Annotated in this window: 20 protein-coding genes and 1 pseudogene; 9 read left to right on the plus strand and 12 right to left on the minus strand. The window is 62.1% G+C overall.

The annotated features are described in order from the left end of the window. Window positions 1-11 precede the first annotated feature (11 nt). The gene (gene ligD / locus CAF77_RS26525) at window positions 12-2,558 is read left to right on the plus strand and encodes a DNA ligase D (protein ID WP_085655697.1); all 2,547 of its coding nucleotides are present in this window, start codon (window positions 12-14) and stop codon (window positions 2,556-2,558) included. Here ligD and CAF77_RS26530 read toward each other — a convergent pair whose 3' ends face one another. Both CAF77_RS26530 and CAF77_RS26535 read right to left on the minus strand, forming a co-directional pair. Next, window positions 2,559-2,963: a hypothetical protein gene (locus tag CAF77_RS26530; protein ID WP_170929003.1), complete on the minus strand. Its 405-nt coding sequence runs from the start codon at window positions 2,961-2,963 to the stop codon at window positions 2,559-2,561. Window positions 2,964-3,077: 114 nt separating this feature from the next. Then, complete coding sequence (locus tag CAF77_RS26535; RefSeq protein WP_039770957.1) at window positions 3,078-3,392, minus strand: DUF2388 domain-containing protein; 315 nt, start codon at window positions 3,390-3,392, stop codon at window positions 3,078-3,080. Window positions 3,393-3,640: 248 nt separating this feature from the next. Between CAF77_RS26535 and CAF77_RS29820 the strand changes: the two are divergent. Both CAF77_RS29820 and CAF77_RS29825 read left to right on the plus strand, forming a co-directional pair. After that, window positions 3,641-4,399: pseudogene (locus CAF77_RS29820) on the plus strand (MCP four helix bundle domain-containing protein); the annotation flags it as partial. Window positions 4,400-4,528: 129 nt separating this feature from the next. Next, window positions 4,529-5,254, plus strand: coding sequence for a methyl-accepting chemotaxis protein (locus CAF77_RS29825; protein WP_371915554.1), 726 nt, complete (start codon window positions 4,529-4,531; stop codon window positions 5,252-5,254). A gap of 40 nt (window positions 5,255-5,294) precedes the next feature. Here the strand turns inward: CAF77_RS29825 and CAF77_RS26545 are convergent, their stop codons facing one another. Continuing rightward, window positions 5,295-5,720 (minus strand): nuclear transport factor 2 family protein, encoded by a 426-nt coding sequence (locus tag CAF77_RS26545; protein WP_064382349.1) that lies wholly within the window; start codon window positions 5,718-5,720, stop codon window positions 5,295-5,297. 432 nt (window positions 5,721-6,152) lie between these two features. Between CAF77_RS26545 and mqo the strand changes: the two genes are divergently transcribed. Continuing rightward, window positions 6,153-7,802, plus strand: coding sequence for a malate dehydrogenase (quinone) (gene mqo, locus CAF77_RS26550; RefSeq protein WP_064382348.1), 1,650 nt, complete (start codon window positions 6,153-6,155; stop codon window positions 7,800-7,802). A gap of 66 nt (window positions 7,803-7,868) precedes the next feature. On the opposite strand, the gene CAF77_RS26555 is transcribed toward mqo, so the two are convergent. The 3 genes from CAF77_RS26555 to CAF77_RS26570 all read right to left on the minus strand — a co-directional run bounded on the left by CAF77_RS26555 (window position 7,869) and on the right by CAF77_RS26570 (window position 10,467). Further along, window positions 7,869-8,297: a nuclear transport factor 2 family protein gene (locus CAF77_RS26555; RefSeq protein WP_064382347.1), complete on the minus strand. Its 429-nt coding sequence runs from the start codon at window positions 8,295-8,297 to the stop codon at window positions 7,869-7,871. A 402-nt stretch (window positions 8,298-8,699) separates the two neighbouring features. Continuing rightward, window positions 8,700-9,566 (minus strand): CAP domain-containing protein, encoded by an 867-nt coding sequence (locus CAF77_RS26565; protein ID WP_064382346.1) that lies wholly within the window; start codon window positions 9,564-9,566, stop codon window positions 8,700-8,702. 130 nt (window positions 9,567-9,696) lie between these two features. After that, on the minus strand, window positions 9,697-10,467 hold the full coding sequence (locus CAF77_RS26570) for an alpha/beta hydrolase (protein WP_064382345.1): 771 nt from the start codon (window positions 10,465-10,467) through the stop codon (window positions 9,697-9,699). 111 nt (window positions 10,468-10,578) lie between these two features. On the opposite strand from CAF77_RS26570, the gene CAF77_RS26575 reads away from it, so the two are divergent. After that, window positions 10,579-11,523, plus strand: a complete 945-nt coding sequence (locus CAF77_RS26575; RefSeq protein ID WP_084777020.1) for an aldo/keto reductase — start codon at window positions 10,579-10,581, stop codon at window positions 11,521-11,523. A 54-nt stretch (window positions 11,524-11,577) separates the two neighbouring features. On the opposite strand, the gene paoC is transcribed toward CAF77_RS26575, so the two are convergent. From paoC to CAF77_RS26595, 4 genes are all read right to left on the minus strand, one after another. Next, the gene (gene paoC, locus CAF77_RS26580; protein WP_064382343.1) at window positions 11,578-13,776 is read right to left on the minus strand and encodes an aldehyde oxidoreductase molybdenum-binding subunit PaoC; all 2,199 of its coding nucleotides are present in this window, start codon (window positions 13,774-13,776) and stop codon (window positions 11,578-11,580) included. Beyond that, the gene (locus tag CAF77_RS26585) at window positions 13,773-14,729 is read right to left on the minus strand and encodes a xanthine dehydrogenase family protein subunit M (RefSeq protein ID WP_064382342.1); all 957 of its coding nucleotides are present in this window, start codon (window positions 14,727-14,729) and stop codon (window positions 13,773-13,775) included. Before CAF77_RS26585 ends, paoC begins: the two co-directional genes overlap by 4 nt. Beyond that, window positions 14,726-15,349, minus strand: a complete 624-nt coding sequence (paoA, locus tag CAF77_RS26590; protein WP_064384127.1) for an aldehyde dehydrogenase iron-sulfur subunit PaoA — start codon at window positions 15,347-15,349, stop codon at window positions 14,726-14,728. Before paoA ends, CAF77_RS26585 begins: the two co-directional genes overlap by 4 nt. Before the next feature lie 242 nt (window positions 15,350-15,591). Further along, complete coding sequence (locus CAF77_RS26595; protein WP_064382341.1) at window positions 15,592-17,346, minus strand: L-lactate permease; 1,755 nt, start codon at window positions 17,344-17,346, stop codon at window positions 15,592-15,594. Window positions 17,347-17,581: 235 nt separating this feature from the next. Here CAF77_RS26595 and CAF77_RS26600 point away from each other — a divergent pair, with 235 nt between their 5' ends. Beyond that, window positions 17,582-17,788, plus strand: a complete 207-nt coding sequence (locus CAF77_RS26600) for a hypothetical protein (RefSeq protein WP_064382340.1) — start codon at window positions 17,582-17,584, stop codon at window positions 17,786-17,788. A 43-nt stretch (window positions 17,789-17,831) separates the two neighbouring features. On the opposite strand, the gene CAF77_RS26605 is transcribed toward CAF77_RS26600, so the two are convergent. After that, window positions 17,832-18,104: a hypothetical protein gene (locus tag CAF77_RS26605; protein WP_039770930.1), complete on the minus strand. Its 273-nt coding sequence runs from the start codon at window positions 18,102-18,104 to the stop codon at window positions 17,832-17,834. A 223-nt stretch (window positions 18,105-18,327) separates the two neighbouring features. On the opposite strand from CAF77_RS26605, the gene CAF77_RS26610 reads away from it, so the two are divergent. Continuing rightward, the gene (locus tag CAF77_RS26610) at window positions 18,328-19,407 is read left to right on the plus strand and encodes a hypothetical protein (protein WP_064382339.1); all 1,080 of its coding nucleotides are present in this window, start codon (window positions 18,328-18,330) and stop codon (window positions 19,405-19,407) included. A 2-nt stretch (window positions 19,408-19,409) separates the two neighbouring features. Next, the gene (locus CAF77_RS26615; RefSeq protein ID WP_064382338.1) at window positions 19,410-19,763 is read left to right on the plus strand and encodes a DUF1428 domain-containing protein; all 354 of its coding nucleotides are present in this window, start codon (window positions 19,410-19,412) and stop codon (window positions 19,761-19,763) included. Between the two features lie 15 nt (window positions 19,764-19,778). Here the strand turns inward: CAF77_RS26615 and CAF77_RS26620 are convergent, their stop codons facing one another. Next, window positions 19,779-19,973 (minus strand): hypothetical protein, encoded by a 195-nt coding sequence (locus CAF77_RS26620; RefSeq protein WP_007957125.1) that lies wholly within the window; start codon window positions 19,971-19,973, stop codon window positions 19,779-19,781. A 107-nt stretch (window positions 19,974-20,080) separates the two neighbouring features. Between CAF77_RS26620 and thpR the strand changes: the two genes are divergently transcribed. Then, complete coding sequence (thpR, locus tag CAF77_RS26625; RefSeq protein ID WP_085655698.1) at window positions 20,081-20,620, plus strand: RNA 2',3'-cyclic phosphodiesterase; 540 nt, start codon at window positions 20,081-20,083, stop codon at window positions 20,618-20,620. The last annotated feature ends 14 nt before the right edge of the window (window positions 20,621-20,634 follow it).

The following is a 20,634-nucleotide window of genomic DNA, read 5'->3' on the forward strand; positions in this document are numbered from 1 at the left end:
GCAGGTGCAGGATGAGCAGGAATCTCGACGACTACAACCGGATGCGCGACTTTTCGGCGACCTCTGAACCGGCGGCTGAACGACGTCGGGGCAAGAAATCCGCCGGCGACCACGCCCTGCAGTTCTGCATTCAAAAGCACGATGCCTCGCACCTGCATTACGACTTTCGCCTGGAACTCGACGGCGCGCTCAAGAGCTGGGCGGTGCCCAAGGGCCCGTCGCTGGATCCCAAGGTCAAGCGGCTGGCGGTGCATGTCGAAGACCATCCGCTGGACTACGCGACGTTCGAGGGCAGCATTCCCGAAGGGCATTACGGCGCCGGCGATGTGATCGTCTGGGATCGCGGCGTGTGGATTCCGCAGGAAGACCCGGAGAAAGCCTACGCCAAGGGCAAGCTCAAATTCGAACTGCGCGGCGAGAAGCTTGCCGGGGTGTGGAACCTGGTGCGCACCCACATGCCGGGCAAGAAAGAGCAGTGGTTTCTGATCAAGCATCAGGACAGTGCCGCACGCCCGCAAAGCGATTACGACGTGCTGGTCGCCGAGCCCGACAGTGTGCTCAGCGAGCGCACGATCGTCGACAAGCCCCGGCTCAGTGCGAAGCAGGTCAAACCCCTTCAAGGCCCGGCGAAAGCACCGCGCAAGTCGGCCTCGGGCAAGCTCACCGGGGCGCACAAGGCCAAAATTCCCGCGCAGCTGAAGCCTCAGCTCGCCACGCTGGTAGAGAGTGCGCCGGAGGGCGATTGGCAATACGAAATCAAGTTCGACGGCTATCGGATCATGGCGCGCATTGATCAGGACGAGGTGCAGTTGTTCACCCGCAATGGCCATGACTGGACGCACAAATTGCCGAAACAGGCGCAAGCCCTCGCGGCGCTGGGCCTGGAGTCGGCGTGGTTGGATGGTGAGATGGTGGTCGCCGACGCCGACGGCGTGCCGGACTTTCAGGCCCTGCAAAACGCGTTCGATTCGGGACGCAGCGAAAACATCGTCTATTACCTGTTTGATCTGCCGTATCTGAACGGTGTCGACCTGCGCGAGGTGCCGGTGCAGGAACGGCGCGCAGCGCTGGCCACGGTGCTGAAAGCCCACGAAGATCCGCTTTTGCGCTTTTCCGAAGCGTTCGACGAAACCCCGCAGGCGTTGCTCAACAGCGCCTGCCAGATGCGCATGGAAGGCCTGATCGGTAAACGCCTCGGCTCGCCTTACGTGTCGCGCCGCAGCAGCGACTGGATCAAGCTCAAGTGCAAGCATCGCCAGGAATTCGTGATTGTCGGCTACACCGATCCGAAAGGCGCGCGCAGTTCGTTCGGCGCGTTGCTGCTGGGTCTGCATGATCGTGACAGCGGCGAGTTGCGGTACGCCGGCAAGGTCGGCACCGGATTCAATGAAACCACCCTCAAGAGCATCCTCGCGCAGCTCAAGCCATTGAAGGTGAAGAAACCGGCGGTGATCAATCCGCCCAGCGGTTTCGAGGCCAAGGGTGTGCACTGGCTCAAACCGAGTCTGCTGGCGGAAGTGGCGTTCGCCGAAATGACCCAGGACGGCTCGGTGCGTCACGCCGTGTTCCATGGCTTGCGCGAGGACAAACCGGCCAAGGACATCACCGAGGAGCGCGCCAGACCCATGAAGATTTCAAAGACTGAATCTACCGCGCCGTCGCAATCCGGCTTGGCCGACGGCAAGGTGCGGATCACTCATCCCGACCGGGTGATCGATGCCAGCAGTGGCACCACCAAGATGCAGCTGGCCGAGTATTACGCCAGCGTCGCCGAATGGATTCTGCCGCAGCTCAAGGACCGCCCGGTGGCGCTGGTACGTGCGCCGGACGGTATCGCCGGTGAGCTGTTCTTCCAGAAGAACGCTGAGAACCTGGCGATCCCCGGCATCCGCACGCTGGACAAAGAACTGACCGGCCAGCCGGTGATGCTGATCAACAACGCCGAAGCCTTGATCGGCGCGGTGCAGATGAGCACGGTCGAATTGCACACCTGGAACGCTACCACCACCGATCTGGACAAGCCCGACCGCTTTGTCCTCGACCTCGACCCGGACCCGGCGCTGCCGTGGAAAAGCATGGTCGAAGCCACAGCGCTGACCCTGACTGTGCTGGATGAGCTGGGCCTCAAGGCGTTTCTCAAGACCAGCGGCGGCAAGGGCATTCATCTGGTGGTGCCGTTGACCCGCAAGCATGGCTGGGACGAGGTCAAGGATTTCAGCCACGCCATCGTCACGCACATGGCGAAATTGTTGCCGGAGCGTTTTTCAGCGGTGTCCGGGCCGAAAAATCGTGTCGGGCGGATCTTCATCGATTACCTGCGCAACGGCCTGGGCGCCACCACCATTTGCGCCTACGCGGCGCGTACCCGTGAAGGGTTGCCGGTGTCGGTGCCGCTGTTTCGGGAAGAAGTCGGCGAGATCAAGGGCGCCGATCAATGGAACGTGCGCAATGTTCACGAACGGCTGGCGGAAGTAGGCGATGAACCCTGGGCGGACATCAAGAAAATCCGACAGAGCATCACGGCCGAGATGCGCAAGCGGGTGGGCATGAAAAAATGATCAGGTACCGCGCAGCAAGTCGTGGGCGTTGAGCAGGTCGAAGGCGACTTGCGGATTGTTTTCCAGGCCACGGCGGATGGCGGCCGGGATGGTTTTTCGGGTTTTGCGGCAGAGCCCCGGAAGCTCCTCGACCTCGATTTCGATGCCTCCGCGCACAGTCCGTACTTCACCGAACTTCGGTGCGATCAGCACACGAATGCCTAGCTGATCGAACATCTTGCCTTGCAGCCGCTCGAGGTCGGCGAGGTCTTTGAGGTTTTCCAGACGCTCGAGCAGACGCTTTTCTTCCTCGCGGGTCAGCAACAGGATGCGCACATCCGCGCCGGGCGTACCCAGCAGCGGATCACGCCCGCAGATGCACAGACCCGGCGGGCAAGGGGAGCGGAGTGAGGCGGAAATCGTCATGGCCTCCATCATAGAGGCCGTTCGACGGTTTTGCCCATGGTCGTTCGCCAGCCGTCCATCGGCAGGGCGTAACGGTGGCAAGTCCGTCAGCCACCATCATCGAACGTGCCGTGGTTATTGCGACAGACCTTCGTAGTGAACCAGGATGGCATTGGCCAGCTCTTCATCGCTGGCGTTCAGGCCAGGATTGTCCTGACGCACCTGTTGCAGTACCGATTCCAGGTACACGCCACGGATCGTTCCGCCGCTGGCGACGAATGCGGACAAGTCGTCACGGGCCGGAATCACCATTTTGTGATCCTTGAAGGTCGAGTACAGCGACGCGGAAACCCCCGCTGAAGTAGCCACATCTCCCGCGTCCACGCGGGCGAATGCCGAACCGAAAGGCAGGCACAGCATAAGAGACGAAACGAGTAATAAACGGCGCATGACGGTGTTCCTCCAGCAGCGTAAAGCGAAAAGGAATTACCACATAATGTGAGAGGTGCCGGACAGCCCGGGAGTTCCATGCGCCATGCCGGGCGGTAGTGGCCGTAGAACGAGAACCATCGCACAGTCCGCGTTTTTACCGAATGTAACGACATACCCTGCGACGCTCTAAAGCGGCGGATTCACGTAAATAGGCTTAACTGAAGCGTTGAAAGGCGCCGCGTGGCGCAGCCTGGGAGGAAATCACGGTGTCGATCAAACTGCGTTTGGTGTTGCTGATTGCGACTAGCCTGCTGACGGCGTTGATCGTGAGTCTGGTCAGTTACGTCGGCAATCAGCGGATGGCTTCGGCGGTCAGTGACAACGCGGTCAGCATGAGCGCGCTGCGCAATCACATGGAAGCCGACATGATGCACGACGCCCTGCGCGCGGACGTGTATTCGGCGATGCTGGTGGGGCTGGGCAAAAGCACCAGTTCGGCGGACGAGGTGCGCAGCTCCGTCGAAGAGCATGCGGCGCATTTTCGCGAGGTGCTGGGTGAAAACCTCAAGCTGCCGGTCAATCCCACGATCAAGTCCGCGCTCGAGCAGATCAAGCCAAGCCTCGACACCTACATCAGCGCCGGCGAGCAGATCGTCGGTCTTGCACTGGAAAACCCGGACAGCGCCCAGCAGCAACTGGGGACCTTCAATACCGCGTTCAGCCAGCTCGAAGAACAGATGGCCGCTCTCAGCGAGCTGATCGAAACCAATACCCGGCAGACCAGCGAAGGAACCGAGGCGGCGATCCACAATGCCAATATCGCCCTCGGCATTGTCCTCATTGCCAGCCTGTTGCTGCTGTTGGTTCAGGGCCGCTGGGTGATCCTGAGCATCATGGGGCCGCTGAAGTCCGCCAGTCGCATCGCCGAAAGCATCGCCCACGGCAACCTCAGCGAACCGATCGCCGAACCGTCCGGCAAGGACGAAGCCAGTGCGCTGATCCGCACGCTCGCAACCATGCAGCGCGATCTGCGGGACATGATCGGTGTGGTGCGAAGCAACGCCCACGGCGTCAGCGGCATGAGCGAACAACTGAGCCACGGCTGCCATCAGGTGGCCGACAGCAGCCAGCAACAAAGCACCGCCGCCGGCACCATGGCAGCTGCCGCGAGCCAGATGACCGCCAGCATCGAGGAAATCACCCGTCACGCCGAGCGTGCTTTGAACATGGCCAGCCAGGCCGAATCACTGGCGAAAAACGGCGGGCAGGTGATCCATCAAGTGGTCAGCGATATGGACGACATCGCCCGTTCCGCCCAGCAATCGGCACAGGTGATCCGCACCCTGGATCAGGAATCCGAAGGCATCTTCAATATCATTCAGGTGATCAAAAGCATCGCCGACCAGACCAATCTGCTGGCACTCAACGCAGCCATCGAGGCCGCCCGGGCGGGCGAGCAGGGCAGAGGCTTTGCGGTGGTGGCCGATGAGGTGCGCAACCTGGCTGCGCGCACCAGCGCCTCGACCCAGGAAATCGCCGCGATGGTCGCGCGCATCCAGAACAGCACCCGCGAGGCGGTCAGCAGCATGGAGGCCGGTGTCGCCCAGGTCGACAAGGGCATGGCGGTCACCGCCGACGTCGAACGCGCGATCCGCGAAATCCTCGAGGCCACCCTTAGCACCACGCAACTGGTCAACGACATTACCCGCACCATTGGCGAACAGAGTCAGGCGAGCAACGAGATCGCCCATCAGGTAGAGATGATCGCGGGCATGTCGGAGGGCAACAGCAAGGTCATCGGCCAGACGGCCAATACCACAGACGAGCTGTCGAGTCTGGCGGGGCGGCTGGCGCAGTCGGTGGATCGGTTCAGGTTGTGAGAGCAGGCTCTGCCGCCTTGTCAGCGGCAGAGCTCATGCTTCAGAACTTGTACGCCTGACGCCCCACCAGCAGCCATTTGCCGGACTGCTTCTGCCAGATCTGGAAATTCTCGATTTCCGTCGGCACGACCTCGGTGCCTTTCAGTGCCTGCGCCGAAAAGTGATGGCGCACCAGCGCAGTGTCCCCGGACAGGGTGATGGTCTGGTTTTGCATCTCCAGGGTCTTGAACGCGCTCTTGCCGGTTTCGATATCGGCAATGAAGGCTTTCTTGTCCTGGATCTTGCCGCTGGAGTGGCCGTAGGTGAGGTTGTCGGCGGTCAGGGCGTTCAGCTCGGCGATGTCCTTGTGCAGCATCGCCTGGGTCAGATGGTCGACGGCCTGGGCGACGTCCTGTTCCGCCGGGGCGGCGGCGACGTAGCCGCTGAAAACACAGAAAAGACCGAGCAGCACTTTGCTTTTGTTCATGAAAATTCCTTGTTGTTGTAGGTTTCGGAACGACTGGATCATTTGTCAGTCGTCGTACAACTTATCAGGAACAGGACGGGGTTTGAAAGCGCTTGAGGAACCAATGGAAAACTATCCGGTCGCGAACAGACGCGCGGGTTTGCCATGACGTGATATTCTTCGCGCCACTTGTTTTGACCCCATTCAGTCTGGCGCGCTTTTCGGCGGGCCAGACAGAACCCCTGTCGCTCAAGTAGCTGAAGCCAATAATGATAAGAAGTCAGTTCAGAAGGGACATATAACTGAGGTCGACGCAGCCTGTCGGCCTTGTGTGCCCACCCGTCAAAATTGAAGTGTGCCGGAACCTGCGACGCTGGCCTGAGTGTCGCGAAAAAGGGGACCTCATACGTACAACAGCGGCGGGCGGAAGGCGTTTTATCATAGGTGCAACAGATGTTTAAAAAAGTGAACACAGCCTTGCTGGGGCTGGCTTTGGCGATGGGGATGTCTTCCGCCAATGCCGAAGAAGCAAAGAAAGTCGACGTTCTGCTGATCGGCGGCGGCATCATGAGCACCACCCTGGGTGTGTGGATCAATGAGCTGGAACCGACCTGGTCGATGGAAATGGTCGAGCGCCTCGACGGCGTCGCCCTGGAAAGCTCCAACGGCTGGAACAACGCCGGTACCGGTCACTCGGCGCTCGCCGAGTTGAACTACACCCCGGAAGACGACAAGGGTAATGTCACCATCCCGAAAGCCGTCGAGATCAACGAAGCGTTCCAGGTCTCCCGTCAGTTCTGGGCCTGGCAGGTTCGTCAAGGCGTCCTGAAGGACCCTCGTTCGTTCATCAACACCACTCCGCACATGAGCTTCGTGTGGGGCGATGACAACATCAAGTTCCTGAAAAAACGCTACGAAGCCCTGCAAGCGAGCCCGCTGTTCGCCGGCATGCAGTACTCCGAAGACCCGGCTGTGATCAAGAAGTGGGTTCCGCTGATGATGGAAGGGCGTGACCCGAACCAGAAAATCGCGGCCACCTGGAGCCCGCTGGGTACCGACATGAACTTCGGCGAAATCACCCGCCAGTTCGCCGGTTACCTGCAGACCAAGCCCAACTTCAGCTTGAAGCTGTCGAGCGAAGTGCAGGACATCACCAAGAATGCCGATGGCACCTGGCGCGTCAGCTACAAGAACCTGAAAGACGGCACCAAGACTGAAACCGATGCCAAGTTCGTGTTCATCGGCGCCGGCGGCGGTGCCCTGCACCTGCTGCAGAAGTCCGGTATTGAAGAAGCCAAGGAATACGCTGGCTTCCCGGTAGGCGGCTCGTTCCTGGTGACCGATAACCCGGCCATCGCCGAACAGCACCTGGCCAAGGCCTACGGTAAAGCTTCGGTTGGCGCGCCTCCGATGTCCGTTCCGCACCTGGACACCCGTGTCCTGGACGGCAAGCGCGTCATCCTGTTTGGCCCGTTCGCGACTTTCAGCACCAAGTTCCTGAAGGAAGGTTCGTACCTGGACCTGCTGACCAGCACCACCACCCACAACATCTGGCCTATGACCCGGGTCGGCATCAAGGAATACCCGCTGGTCGAGTACCTGGCCGGTCAACTGATGCTGTCGGATGAAGACCGTCTGAACGCGCTGAAGGAATACTTCCCGAACGCCAAAGCCGAAGACTGGCGCCTGTGGCAAGCCGGCCAGCGCGTGCAAATCATCAAGCGTGATGAAGCCGCTGGCGGCGTGCTGAAACTGGGCACCGAAATCGTTGCTTCCAAGGACGGCTCCATCGCCGGTCTGCTGGGCGCATCCCCAGGCGCGTCGACCGCTGCACCGATCATGCTGAGCGTGCTGCAGAAAGTCTTCAAAGACAAAGTCGCCAGCCCTGAGTGGCAAGCCAAGCTGCACCAGATCGTTCCAAGCTACGGCACCCAGCTGAACAACGATCCAGCCAAAGTGGCTGAAGAGTGGGCCTACACCGCCAAGATCCTGCAACTGCCAACCCCTCCGGTGATTGGCCAGGTTGCAGCTCCAGCGGCGGACGCCTCGGCTGAAAAAGCCCCGGCTCCGAAAGAAAGCGCTGCACGTGACATGGCTCTGTAACCAGACGCCTGACACACGAAGCCCACTGAACCGGTGACGGTCAGTGGGCTTTTTTGTGTGCGGATTTCAGGCCTTGGCGGCCGCCAGATAAGCCCCCAACCGCCGGCCCATTTCTTCGCCCAACGCCTGCAAACCGCTCAACGGCCGCACCATCACCTCGAACTCGACGATCTTGCCCTGTTCATCGAAACGGATCATGTCGATGCCCTTGAGCTCTTTTGCGCCGACTTTGGCGCTGAACTCCAGCACCACATTAAGGCCATCGGCTGTCGCCAGTTCACGGTGGTATTTGAAGTCTTCGAACACATTGAACACGGTATTGAGGATCATCGAGACCACCGGCGCACCGGGGTAGGGGGTATGCGCCATCGGTGAGCGAAACACCGCGTTGGGATCGAGCAGCTCTGGCAGGGCCTCGAGGTTGCCGGTGCGGACCATCTCGTGCCAGCGGCTCAGGGATTCGGCGGCGTTGGGGTGCAGGTTCAGTTCGGACATGGTTTCACTCCTGTATTTTTGTTGTTCTTGGCGCGGCGCCCATGACTCTAGATCAAAGCGGCGTAATGGAAACCCTCTGTATCGATCTGAATATCGACCCATGCGCCAGCCCGATCCATCTGATCCGCTTTTTCATATCGAATCTGCATCTGTAACCATCTCAGCCACGGGCCCAAAATGGCCCTGCCGTTCGGCCATACGCGACGCGCTTCATTCCGGAGCGCTCGGTGCGCCGGACATTCAGTATTCAGGAGGCCTTCATGGCTAAGATGGCGATTTTCCTCGGCGGCTTTCTTGTGTTGACCATCATGATCGGCGTCCTTGCCACGATTTCTCCGGTCTGACGATCAGCCGTCGAGTTGCGACTTGCAGCGCTGCTCGACGATTTCGGATGGAACCGGATCAGGGCGCCCCGAACAGCATCGTCCAGTAAACCCCTTCATCACTGCGCGCCTCACTGGCAAACCCGGCGCCGACCTGGGTGAACATCGGGTTCATCAGGTTGGCGCAGTGTCCGGGGCTGGCCAGCCAGCCGGCCATGGCCTTGCCCGGTGAGCTTTGTCCGGCGGCGATGTTTTCGCCGATCTGTCGGCCACGGTAGCCGGCCGCACGGGCGCGATCTGCCGGGCCGTCGCCGTCCGGGTCGCGGTGGGCGAAATAATTGCCGTAGGCCATGGCCTTGCTGTGGCCCTGGGCGGCGGCGCCGAGTGCCGGGTTCCAGCTCAAGGGCCGGGCAGCGGCGAAGCGCTGGCGGCCGCACATGCGCGGTCGGGCGCGGGCGGCGTTGACCTCCGCCAGCAGGGCCTTGCCGACGCTGCGGTTGTCGCCGACGCGACTGTCGAGCACCGGCCGGGCCAGCACCACTTGCCATTCGCTGCGGGCACGGCTGATGCCGATGTCGGCATATTGACCGTCGAGCAACGCGCCGCAGTAATCGTCTTGCAGCATTTCGAACGCCTCTTCGGCGTCCTGTGCGCCGACGATCCGGATGCTGCGCACCGCCACGGCGGCGTATCCGGAATCTTTCAGTCGCTCACGCAATCCACCGCCGTAGCCATAGCCGACCGGCAACGCCAGATTCGACTTCAGCGTCAGCGGCGCCAGCCGTTGGGCCGGGCGCCGGTCACAACGTTGCGGATGGGCGCGGTAGTCGTTGATGGCGGCCACCAGTTGCCGCTCGGCGCCGGCGTGGGCAGAGGGAGAAAACAGGGGAGAAAGGATCAACAGGCACAGCGAAACGAAGCGAGACGAACGTACGGCGTGGCGCATGGGACGCAAAGCTCTGAACAAAGACAGCACTGAAGGAAAGTGAACCGCAGAACGCGGCGCGGGTAGGACTGGCCTTTTTGCACTTGGTTCACGAGGCGACGCCGGGTTTCTACGGCTGCCGACGAAGTGCTCAGCGATTCAACACATCCTGCATCCATTGCAGATATTGCGGCCGTTCGGAAATCGAATTGTGTGTTGCGTCCGCCACCACTTTGAGCGTGGCCACACCGTCGGGAAAACTGTGCAGCAAGCGCTCGGTGCTGGCCCGTGGAATCACCTCGTCATCACTCGCCGCCAGCAGCAGCGTCGGCACGCGAATGTGCGCCGCGTACTGGCCGGACTGGAAACGATCCTTGAGCAACCACTGCACCGGCACCCACGGATATTGGCGGGCGGCGATTTCTTCGAGGCTATTGTAGGGCGTGACCAGAATCAGTCTCTCCACCGGCCGCTGGCTGGCCAGCCGCACCGCTACTCCGGAACCGAGGCTGCGCCCCAGCAGCGCAATCTGCGGGTGACTGGCATACACCTGATCGAACAGCGCCAACGCATCCTCGGCAATTGCCGCTTCGGAGGGCGAACCACCGCTGCCGCCAAAACCCCGGTAATGCAGCAGATACAGCGAATAGTCAGGAAATGCCTCGGAAAACTCCGGCAGATTGCGCGAAACATCTTCGGCATTGCCGCCGAAATAGATCAGTGCTTTGGGTCCGGCGCGCTCGCGCACTGTCACGCGGATCTCGGCGTCGGGCATGGCCAGCGTCAACCTTGACTCCGGCGAATCGAGGCTGGCGGGCTGGGGAAAATAGATCAGCGCCCGCTGAAACACGAACAGCGCCGCGCACAGGATCAGGTACACGGCGACGATCGATGCGACGAGTGACAACAGGGTTCTGGACATTCGACTAACTTTAACCGGGCGCGCAGGTTGGCTGTCGCAGTGTAGTCCAACGGTTTTGCGGGCCGCGTCAAAACACAAGGTGCAACAGATCCACAGGGCAAGGGCGCCAGTATGAACCACACTGAGGGATATTCCCGCCGCCGGTTGCTGACACTGGCCGCCGGGGTGTCAGCGGTTTTCACCTTTGACCGGGCGCTGGCCGCCATTACGTCGCCGAACGCCACAGGAGCCCAGACCATGCAGACCCGCGCCATCCCTTCGAGCTCCGAGCCACTGCCGCTGGTGGGGTTGGGCACTTATCGCGGTTTCGATGTCGCGCCCGGCGATCCGGTCTACAAGCAATTGCCGGCGGTGCTCGGCGAGCTGTTCAAAAAGGGCGGCACGGTGATCGACAGCTCGCCCATGTACGGCCGCGCCGAGGAAACCACCGGTGAATTGCTGTCGATCCACGAACCGCGCTCACCGGCGTTTCTGGCGACCAAGGTCTGGACCCGTGGTCGCGAGGAGGGCATTGCGCAGATGGAGCAGTCGTTCAGCCTGCTGCGCACCGAGCGCATCGACCTGATGCAGATCCACAACCTGCTCGACTGGCAAACCCATCTGCCGACCCTGCGCGACTGGAAAGAGCAGGGCCGCATCCGCTACATCGGCATCACCCACTACACGCCTTCGGCCTATGACGAGGTCGAAGCGGTGCTCAAGGCCGAGTCGCTGGATTTCCTGCAAATCAACTACGCCCTGGATGATCGCGGGGTCGAGAAGCGCATCCTGCCACTGTGCCGCGAACGCGGGGTGGCAGTGATCTGCAACCGGCCGTTCGGCGGTGGCGATCTGCTCGCGCGGCTCAAGGGCAAACCGCTGCCAGGCTGGGCGGCACAAGTCGGGGCCAGAAGCTGGCCGCAACTGGCGCTGAAATTTCTATTGGCGCATCCGGCGGTGACCTGCGTGATTCCCGGCACCCGCAATCCGCTGTACATGGCCGACAACGCCGGCGCCGGGTTCGGGTTGATGCTGACCGATGCGCAGCGTCAGCAGTTGATTGCGTTGGTGAGTTAGCTATCTCCCGGTGTGATTAGCGCACCAGCACCCCATGCTGGTGCGCTACCGGTTTCAGATCATCGGCGGCAACGCATCAAGAATCTTGTCCAAGGTAATCGGATACTCCCGCACCCGTGCACCGGTGGCGTTGTAGATCGCATTCGCCACCGCCGCGCTGACCCCGCAAATCCCGAGTTCACCGACCCCCTTGGCTTTCATCGGCGATGAAATCGGGTCGGTTTCATCGAGGAAGATCACCTCCTGATGCGGGATGTCGGCATGCACCGGCACCTCGTAGCCGGCCAGGTCATGGTTGACGAAAAAGCCCTGGCGCTTGTCCACCGCAAGTTCTTCCATCAATGCCGCGCCGACGCCCATGGTCATCGCGCCGATCACTTGGCTGCGGGCTGATTTCGGATTGAGAATCCGCCCGGCGGCGCAGACCGCGAGCATCCGGCGCACGCGGACTTCGCCGGTGGCAGCATCCACCGCGACTTCGACGAAGTGCGCGCCGAAGGTCGATTGCTGGTACTGCTTGGCGAGGTCGGCGAATTCGATGCTGTCCTCGACTTCGATCGCGGCCTGTTGCGCGGCCTCACGTAACGGCACGTTCTTGCTGCCCAATCGCACGTGGCCATCGGCAAACTGCGCTTCACTTCCGTTCATGCCCAGTTTGGCGGTGACCGCTTCGCGCAGCTTCATGCACGCTGCGTAGACCCCGGCGGTCGAGCAGTTGGCGCCGAACTGGCCGCCGGAGCCTGCCGACACCGGGAAGTTTGAATCGCCGAGTCGCACCACCACATCGTCCAGGCTGACCCCCATCATTTCCGCTGCAGTCTGGGCAATGATCGTGTAGCTGCCGGTGCCGATGTCCGTCATGTCGGTTTCCACGGTGATCTTGCCGTCGCGCTCCAGCCTCACTCGCGCGCCGGACTTCACCAGCAGGTTGTTGCGAATCGCTGCCGCGACGCCCATGCCGATCAGCCAGCGACCTTCGCGACGGGTGCCGGGCGTTGCATTGCGTTTATCCCAGCCGAAGCGTTCGGCACCGGTTTGCAGGCATTCGATCAGACGCCGCTGGGAGAACGGCCGCTCGGTTTTCACCGGATCGACCTGGGTGTCGTTGAGGATGCGGAACTGGATCGGATCGAGTTTGAGCTGTTCGGCCATCTCGTCCATGGCGATCTCCAGCGCCATCAGCCCCGGCGTTTCGCCCGGTGCGCGCATGGCGTTGCCTTCCGGCAGGTCCAGCGGCGCAAGACGCATGGTCACCAAACGATTTTCGGCGGCATAGAGCAACTGGCTCGGCTGCGCCGCGACTTCGACCTTGCCGTCGGCGAGGTTGCCCGACCAGCCTTCATGGGCGATGGCGGTGAGTTTGCCGTCCGCTGTCGCTCCCATCCGAATCCGTTGAATGGTGGCGGGTCGGTGGGTGGTGTTGTTGGCGATCTGCGGACGGGCGAGGGCGACCTTCACTGGCCGGTTCGCCAGTCGTGCGCCGAGGGCGGCGAGGATCGCATCGGCACGAATGAACAGCTTGCCGCCGAAACCGCCACCAATGTACGGCGAGATCAACCGCACGTTTTCCTTGGGCAGGCCGAGGGTGGTGGCGATGTCGCCGACGCTCCAGGCGATCATCTGGTTGGAAGTCCAGAGCGTCACGTGATCGCCTTTCCAGGCGGCGAGTGTCGCGTGGGGCTCCATCATCGCGTGGGACTGATCCGGCGTGGTGTAGGTCTGGTCGAACTGCACCGGCGCGGCGGCGAAGGCGCTGGCGAAATCGCCGTGCTTGACGTCCGGCAGATCGTCTTTCGGCTCCACGCCCTGATCGCGCACGCTGGCCAGATCAAACTGGCCTTTGTCTTGCGCGTATTCGACGTTGACCAACTGCGCGGCGGCCCGCGCCTGTTCGAAGGTTTCGGCGACCACCAGCGCCACGGCCTGGTGATAGTGCTGCACTTGCGGCCCGGCCAGCAGGTGCGCGGCGTTGTACTGGCCTTTGCCGAGCTTGCCGGCGTTGGCGGCGGTGACGATGGTCAGCACTCCCGGCGCGGCGCGGGCAGCCTCCAGATCGATGCGGGTGATGCGACCCTTGGCGATGGCCGAACCGACCATCACGCCATAGGCCTGATTCTTCACGGCTTCATGTTGCTCGTAGGCGTAAGGCGCCTGGCCGCTGGTCTTCAACGGGCCTTCGATGCGGTCGGTGGGTTTACCGATGACGTTCAACTGATCAATCGGGTTGGTCGTGGCGGGTGTGTCGAATTTCATGCTTCGTCCCTCGCTTGGGCCAGCACCGAGGCAATCGTGCGCTCGACCAGAGTCACTTTGAACTGGTTGTCCGGGGTCGGCGTGGCGCCGTCGAGCAGGCGCGCACTGACTGCTTTCGCGCCTTGCGGCAGCAGCGCTTCCGCCGCTTCGACTCGCCAGGGTTTCGGCGCGATGCCGCCGACGGCGATGCGGCCGCTTCCATCCTTCTGCAGGATCAGGCCGACGGACACCAGGGCGAAGGCGTATGACGAGCGGTCGCGCACCTTGTGATAGACATGGGTGCCGCCCACCGGGGCGGGCAGGGTGACGGCGGTGATCAGTTCACCGGGCGTCAGACTGGTTTCGACATTCGGCGTGGTGCCGGGCAATTGATGGAAGTCCGCGATGGCGATGCGTCGAGTGCTGCCATCAGCCTTGATCGTTTCGACCTGAGCATCCAGCGCACGCATCGCAATCGCCATGTCACTCGGATGGGTCGCGATGCAGGCGTCGCTGACACCGATGATGCCGAGTTGTCGACTGACCCCGCCAATCGCCGCGCAACCACTGCCGGGATTACGTTTATTGCAGGCCTGATTGGTGTCGTAGAAATACGGGCAGCGCGTGCGCTGGAGCAGATTGCCGGCGGTGGTCGCCATGTTGCGCAACTGGCCCGACGCACCGGCGAGCAAGGCGCGGGACAACAGCGCGTAATCTTTCCGGACGCGGTTGTCGGCGGCCAGATCGGTGTTGCGCACCAGCGCGCCGATGCGCAAGCCGCCGTCGTCGGTAGCTTCGATCTGGTCGAGGCCCAGGTGATTGACGTCTATCAGCTGCTGGGGCGTTTCGATGTCGAGTTTCATCAAGTCCAGCAGATTGGTGCCGCCGGCAATGAAACGTGCGCCTTCGATTTGCGCGGCTTGGGCAGCAGCTGCGGCAGGGGAGTCGGCGCGGCTGTAATTGAATGCTCTCATGCTGGCACCTCCGCGACTTCGCTGATGGCTTCGATGATGTTCGAGTAGGCGCCGCAGCGGCAGATGTTGCCGCTCATGCGTTCCTGCAATTCGCTGGCGACCAGTTGCGGTGCTTCGGTGAGGCTGGCGCTGGCGTGGCTGGGGATGCCGTCCCGGATTTCCTGGAGCACGGCGACCGCCGAACAGATCTGTCCCGGCGTGCAGTAGCCGCACTGGTAACCGTCATGCTTGATGAACGCCGCCTGCATCGGATGCAGATGATCCGGCATGCCGAGGCCTTCGATGGTGGTGACTTTGGCGCCGTCCTGCATCACCGCCAGGGTCAGGCACGAATTGATTCGCCGGCCATCGACGATCACCGTGCAGGCGCCGCACTGGCCGTGGTCGCAGCCCTTTTTGCTGCCGGTCAGGTGCAGGTGTTCGCGCAGGGCGTCGAGCAGGGTGGTGCGAGTATCAACCTCCAGCGCCTGTGGCTTGCCGTTGACTTCGATGGTTACTTTGGCCATGGCCGGTTGCTCCAGGCTGGCCGCGTAGGCCTTGCGGCTGATGAAAGGGGGCATCGCGAACGCGGTTGCGGTCACGGCCCCGAGAATCAGGAAACGACGTCGGGAGATCGCCATTGGCGGATGGTCATTCATTTGCTTGGCTTCCTCTATCAGGTCGGCAGGGTGTGAAAGACCCGCACGGGTACGCTGGCGTGGTTGCCAGTCTCGCTCTGTTCTAGGAGTGACCACGCTGGAGAGGAAAAGGTTTTCTTTGATTTGCGCATGGCCTCATGCGCGCGGTTCATGAATCGACAGAAGGAGCGCGGGTGCCTTGGCTGTGAGTCAGATCACTCTCACAACCGAGGCACCCGCGATTCTCAATGTGCGCCGACCACCATGGACGTAAACGGCGCCACATACGCCTGCAACGTCACCAGGCCGCCGACCAGGATTGCCAGCACGATGGAATGGAAGAACACGTAACGCAGGATTTCCCCTTCATGGCCGTACCAGCGTGTCGCGGTCGAGGCGACCACGATCGACTGCGCGTCGACCATTTTGCCCATCACTCCGCCGGAGCTGTTGGCCGCCGCCATCAGGACCGGGCTGATGCCCAGCTGTTCCGACGTCACCCGTTGCAAGCCGCCAAACAGCACGTTGGACGCGGTATCCGACCCGGTCAGTGCTACGCCAAGCCAGCCGAGCAAGGTGCCGAACATCGGGTAGAAAATCCCCGTGGCAGCGAATGCCAGGCCCATGGTCGCGTCCAGCCCCGAATAGCGGGTCAGGAATCCCAGCGCCAGCATCGCGGCAATTGTGGTCAGCGAGAAGCGCACGACCCACAGTGTGCGAAGGTACTGTTTGATCAGTTGCGGGATCGAGTAGCCCATCAGCAATCCACCGACAATCGCCGCGAGCAGGATGCCGCTGCCGGTGGCAGTGAACCAGGTGAACTTGTACACCGCCTCTTCGGCTTTCGGCGCGGCGACCACCGGCGGGACTTTTTCGATTTGCAGATGCAGGGAGCTGAAAGTCACGGCCGGGGCGAACACCGGATTGGCTTCGCGCAGCGGTTTGCCCTGCGGATCAAGCTTGGCTGATTGGGTAACGGGATCAATCGCCGGACGAGTGTCGAACATGTTCTTGAAACCCTGGGTGCCCCAGGCAAACACGAACACCGTGAGGATGATCCACGGCATCCACGCGCGCATCACTGCCGGGCGCGCCTGATCGCTGAATGCGGCGCTGGCCGTGACCTTTTCTTCGTCGACCTTCGAGTCGTCATGCCGCCCCGACAGCGCGGCCGAGGTGTGAACAGTCGCCGGCTTCCAGACCTTGAGAAACAGGGTCAGGCAGGCCATGGAAATCAGCGCGGCGATCACGTCCACCAGCATCGGCCCGTGGTAGTTCGAAACCAGAAACTGCGGGATGGCGAAACTGACGCCAGCCACCAGAATCGCCGGCCATACTTCCAGCATCTTGCGCCACCCGGCGAATGCCCAGATCAGCCAGAATGGCACCAGCACCGAAAAGAACGGCAACTGCCGTCCCACCATCATCGACAGCTCCATTTCATCCAGCCCTGTGACCTTGGCCAGCGTAATGATCGGCGTGCCCAGGGCGCCGAAAGCCACGGGCGCGGTGTTGGCGATCAGCGCCAGGCCGGACGCTGCCAGTGGCGAAAAACCAAGACCGATCAGAATGGCGCCGGTCACTGCCACCGGGGTACCGAACCCGGCGGCCCCTTCGAAGAAAGCACCGAAACAAAAGGCGATCAGCAGCAATTGCAGGCGCCGGTCGTCGGTGATGCGGGCGAGCGAATCCTGCAACACCTTGAACGAGCCGTTCTCGGTGGTCAGACGATGCAGAAAAATGATGTTGAGCACGATCCAGCCAATCGGCAGCAGCCCGTTGGCCGCCCCGAACAGCGCCGCGGAACCGGCCATGTTGGCGGGCATGCCGAAGGCGAAGATCGAGATCAGCAGCGCCGAGGCCAGCGCCAGCAGTGCGGCCAGATGCGCCTTCACATGAAAGAAGGCCAGCGCCGCCAGCATCACCACCACGGGAACGGCGGCCATGATCGTGGAAATCACCGGATTGCCGAACGGGTCATAGACTTGTTGCCAGACCATGTCGCACCTCTGCTTGTTGTTCTTGAGGGGCAGATCCTTTGCGCGTTGCAAGCAGTATAGGTGGCATTTGGCCGCCGCTCGGGCGAGGCGGGCGAGGCGATCAACGGTCATCGGCGGCCTGTGAATCATCGTCGTTTTCCCCGGTCGTATCAGCGGCAGCGCGCACCGCGCCTCTTTGGTACGGGCAGCGCTGACCGTTTCCGTTGTCAAGACCTTGGTTTTAGGGAAATTCTGAATGATGCGTGCAACAAGCCTGCTGCTGACCGTTTCCGCCGCTGTATTGCTGGGCGGCTGTGTGGCGGATTTCGATGATGACCATCGCCATGGCCGGCATTACGACCGCGATCATGGCCGTTACTACGATCATGACCGGCGCTGGGACGACCGCGATGACGACCGCCGCGACGGGCGTCGTTATCACCGCGACCGGGATGATGACTGATTGAAACGAAGAGGGCGTTCCCTTGCGGGAACGCCCTTTGGCATTAAAAGTGAGCGCTCGCCCGGACGCTGGATCGCGCAGGCACTGAGGCCTCGATGTCCAGCAAATGGGTGGCGAGAATGTCGCTCAGAAAACGGAACTGATCGTTGAGGCCCACCACTTCATTGCTGAAATGATTGCTCGCGGCGGGCATCAACAGGTCTTCGAAGGCTTCGTCGAACACCAGCGCCTGTGTCTTGCGCGACACGGCGTGCTGATCGTAGTAGTTGCTGCCGAAGACCGGGAAACTCACGGCGAGGGTGACGGTATTGATCATGATGTGAACTCCTCGTGCTGTGTGTTTCGGATGGGCTAATCGTGCCTTTGGCGAGCAACATGCGGAAGGCAATCGTCGCGATGGTGAATATCGACGCCATTGATGGTTGGACCGGCGCGGCCCAGACCAGCGGATAAACGGCGCACCCCACGCACCTATACTCATTTCATCTTCCCCGCATTCTTCAGGTCTCCTGCCCGAAGAACAGATAAGGACCGCCACCGTGAACCTGCGTGCGCTGCTCGTCGCCGCACTGGTGTTGCTGGCCGGCTGCGCAACCACGGCGCGGGCCCCGGTAAGCGCGCCGGCGGTGGTGGTCTCGCCGGCGACCTGGCAGCAGATCAACCGGGAAATCGTCAACGCCTCGAAGCAGGCCACCGAGCAGGTCAAGCTGTTCGCCCGTGGCTCGATGGAACATTGGCGCACTCGCGTCTATCAGCAAACTGAAGAAAATTTCATCCCGTGGTTCAGCAGCTACTGGACCCAGGAATGGCTGTCGATGAAGGTCAGCTGGTACACGATCAGTGCCAGCGGCGAGCAGGACGCTTCGGCCAAGCGCCTGGCGGATTACCTGCTGGAGCAATATCAGGAACGGGTGCTGGCGCCGGTGGCGGTGGAGATCGACCCGGACGCGATCCTCGGCCAGTCCACCGCGTTCTACGCGCAACTGATGGCGCAGCAGATGCCGGTCATCGCCCAGCGCCACGGCGTGCCCATCGCCCAGCTCAACGGGCGGTTGCAGAAAATCCCCGCCATCGCCCTTGGCCCGCCGCCGGCCCGCGATGCCTCGCTGTATCAGGTTGTCAGCACTGAGCCGTTGAACACGCTGCCGGCCTACGCGGCGCTGATCGACAAGATCCACACCGACGGCGGCTCCAAAGGCGTGACCTCGACTGAGTCGGCCATGGCGCCGGTGGCCAAGCGCGCCAGTCAGCGCATGGAGGCGGAAATGGCCCCGCGCGGCGCCGCCAGCGCAGTGGCGGCAGCGGCAGGCAAACTGGCCGGGGCGCTGATTTCGGTCGGGGTGGCAGGCATCCGCGCAATCATTCAGGCCAACGACCGCCCGGACAGCGAAGCGCTGATCCGCAGCAGCCTGGGCAACACCTTCGACAAGGCCTGGCTGAAACTGCTGCAAAACCCGACCACCGGCGTGATGGCCGGCACGCTGCACATGGCGGCGCAGGTCGAGGGCAATCTGGGCGGGCGAGATGAACCGTCGGTCGGGCTGGGCGTCAACCGTGTCGAATGGCGGCCGCCCGAGTCGACTACTCAGCAGATCGAACCCACCCTGCAAGGAGAATGATCATGGCTTACATCGATGTGTTCGTGGCGCCCGTGCCGAACGCCAACCGCGAACAGTACAAAAAGCACTGCGAAATCGCCGCCAAGCTCTTCAAGGAATACGGCGCGCTGGAGGTGATTCAGGGCTGGGGCGATGACGTGCCGGACGGCAAGGTCACCTCATTCCCGATGGCCGTAAAACTCAAGGAGGGCGAAACCGTATCGGCCGGTTGGCTGGTCTGGCCGGACAAGGCCACCCGCGACACCGGCATGGCGAAAATGATGGAGGACCCGCGCATGCAGCCGGACGTCAATCCGATGCCGTTTGATGGGCAGCGGATGATCTTCGGTGGCTTTAAGGACATTCTCGGGCCTTGATGCCGCGCTGCCGGGTTACTCCGCCGACGGGGTGATCCGGCAGCCTTTGCGGTTGCGGATCTGCTCGTCCGTCGGCCGCTCGCGCACGAATTCGAAACGCGGCTCACCTTCGCTGTAATGCACCAGCCAGCCCCATTCCAGTTCGCTTTCATCCTGCCCGGGATTCGGCGGTCGGGCCCACCAGGGTTCTTTGCTGAGGATCTCGCGCATGACGTCCTCCGGTTGATGGCAATCGTTGAACTATAAACCCCATGCCGAGAGTCGCCAGAAACGGGCGTGTAGAATCCAGGGATCTCGACGAACGAAGGAGCGTGGCCATGACGGACGAAACGCGCGGGGATCAACCATTCAAGCGGCTGTTTTTCGCCCTGGACTGCCCGCCGGCGCAGCGCAAGGCGATTGCCCAGTGGCGCAGCGAGCTGGGTTTGCGTACCGGCAAGCCGGTGCCGGCCGACAACTTTCACCTGACGCTGCTGTTTCTCGGCGCGGTGCCGTTGGCGCAGATTGGCGAAGTCTGCGAGGCGGCGGCGAAGGTGCGCATACCGGGCGAGGCGCTGAAGATTTCGCTGGATCGGTTACAGGTCTGGCGCCGTGCCGGGGTGTTGTCGCTGGCGCCGGAGCAGGCACCGCAGGGATTGCTGCGGCTGGTGTATGCACTGGAGCAGGCGATGTTGCCGTTCGGGTTTGAAGAGGCGACGCGCGAGTATCGTCCGCACCTGACACTGGCCCGGGACTATCGGGCGCCGGAACCGGAATCCGCCACGCCGCCGGAATTCTTCCTGCGGGCCGAACGCTTTGCGCTGTTTGAATCCCACAAGGGCCGCTACCGCTCGCTGGCCGACTGGCCACTGATCTGAGCCACAAAAAAAGG

This window comes from Pseudomonas sp. R15(2017), assembly GCF_002112685.1.
Taxonomy (GTDB): Bacteria; Pseudomonadota; Gammaproteobacteria; order Pseudomonadales; family Pseudomonadaceae; genus Aquipseudomonas; species Aquipseudomonas glycinae.

What these genes read in the sequence shown, in the direction of transcription:
- paoA (WP_064384127.1), bottom strand. Translation starts at nt 15,349, where the DNA reads ATGGCGATCTCCCGACGTCGTTTCCTGATTCTCGGGGCCGTGACCGCA.
- CAF77_RS26605 (WP_039770930.1), bottom strand. Translation starts at nt 18,104, where the DNA reads ATGATCAATACCGTCACCCTCGCCGTGAGTTTCCCGGTCTTCGGCAGC.
- paoC (WP_064382343.1), bottom strand. Translation starts at nt 13,776, where the DNA reads ATGAAATTCGACACACCCGCCACGACCAACCCGATTGATCAGTTGAAC.
- ligD (WP_085655697.1), top strand. Translation starts at nt 12, where the DNA reads ATGAGCAGGAATCTCGACGACTACAACCGGATGCGCGACTTTTCGGCG.
- CAF77_RS26585 (WP_064382342.1), bottom strand. Translation starts at nt 14,729, where the DNA reads ATGAGAGCATTCAATTACAGCCGCGCCGACTCCCCTGCCGCAGCTGCT.
- mqo (WP_064382348.1), top strand. Translation starts at nt 6,153, where the DNA reads ATGTTTAAAAAAGTGAACACAGCCTTGCTGGGGCTGGCTTTGGCGATG.
- thpR (WP_085655698.1), top strand. Translation starts at nt 20,081, where the DNA reads ATGACGGACGAAACGCGCGGGGATCAACCATTCAAGCGGCTGTTTTTC.
- CAF77_RS26600 (WP_064382340.1), top strand. Translation starts at nt 17,582, where the DNA reads ATGATGCGTGCAACAAGCCTGCTGCTGACCGTTTCCGCCGCTGTATTG.
- CAF77_RS26575 (WP_084777020.1), top strand. Translation starts at nt 10,579, where the DNA reads ATGAACCACACTGAGGGATATTCCCGCCGCCGGTTGCTGACACTGGCC.
- CAF77_RS26555 (WP_064382347.1), bottom strand. Translation starts at nt 8,297, where the DNA reads ATGTCCGAACTGAACCTGCACCCCAACGCCGCCGAATCCCTGAGCCGC.
- CAF77_RS26620 (WP_007957125.1), bottom strand. Translation starts at nt 19,973, where the DNA reads ATGCGCGAGATCCTCAGCAAAGAACCCTGGTGGGCCCGACCGCCGAAT.
- CAF77_RS29825 (WP_371915554.1), top strand. Translation starts at nt 4,529, where the DNA reads ATGGCAGCTGCCGCGAGCCAGATGACCGCCAGCATCGAGGAAATCACC.
- CAF77_RS26615 (WP_064382338.1), top strand. Translation starts at nt 19,410, where the DNA reads ATGGCTTACATCGATGTGTTCGTGGCGCCCGTGCCGAACGCCAACCGC.
- CAF77_RS26530 (WP_170929003.1), bottom strand. Translation starts at nt 2,963, where the DNA reads ATGACGATTTCCGCCTCACTCCGCTCCCCTTGCCCGCCGGGTCTGTGC.
- CAF77_RS26595 (WP_064382341.1), bottom strand. Translation starts at nt 17,346, where the DNA reads ATGGTCTGGCAACAAGTCTATGACCCGTTCGGCAATCCGGTGATTTCC.
- CAF77_RS26570 (WP_064382345.1), bottom strand. Translation starts at nt 10,467, where the DNA reads ATGTCCAGAACCCTGTTGTCACTCGTCGCATCGATCGTCGCCGTGTAC.
- CAF77_RS26565 (WP_064382346.1), bottom strand. Translation starts at nt 9,566, where the DNA reads ATGCGCCACGCCGTACGTTCGTCTCGCTTCGTTTCGCTGTGCCTGTTG.
- CAF77_RS26545 (WP_064382349.1), bottom strand. Translation starts at nt 5,720, where the DNA reads ATGAACAAAAGCAAAGTGCTGCTCGGTCTTTTCTGTGTTTTCAGCGGC.
- CAF77_RS26535 (WP_039770957.1), bottom strand. Translation starts at nt 3,392, where the DNA reads ATGCGCCGTTTATTACTCGTTTCGTCTCTTATGCTGTGCCTGCCTTTC.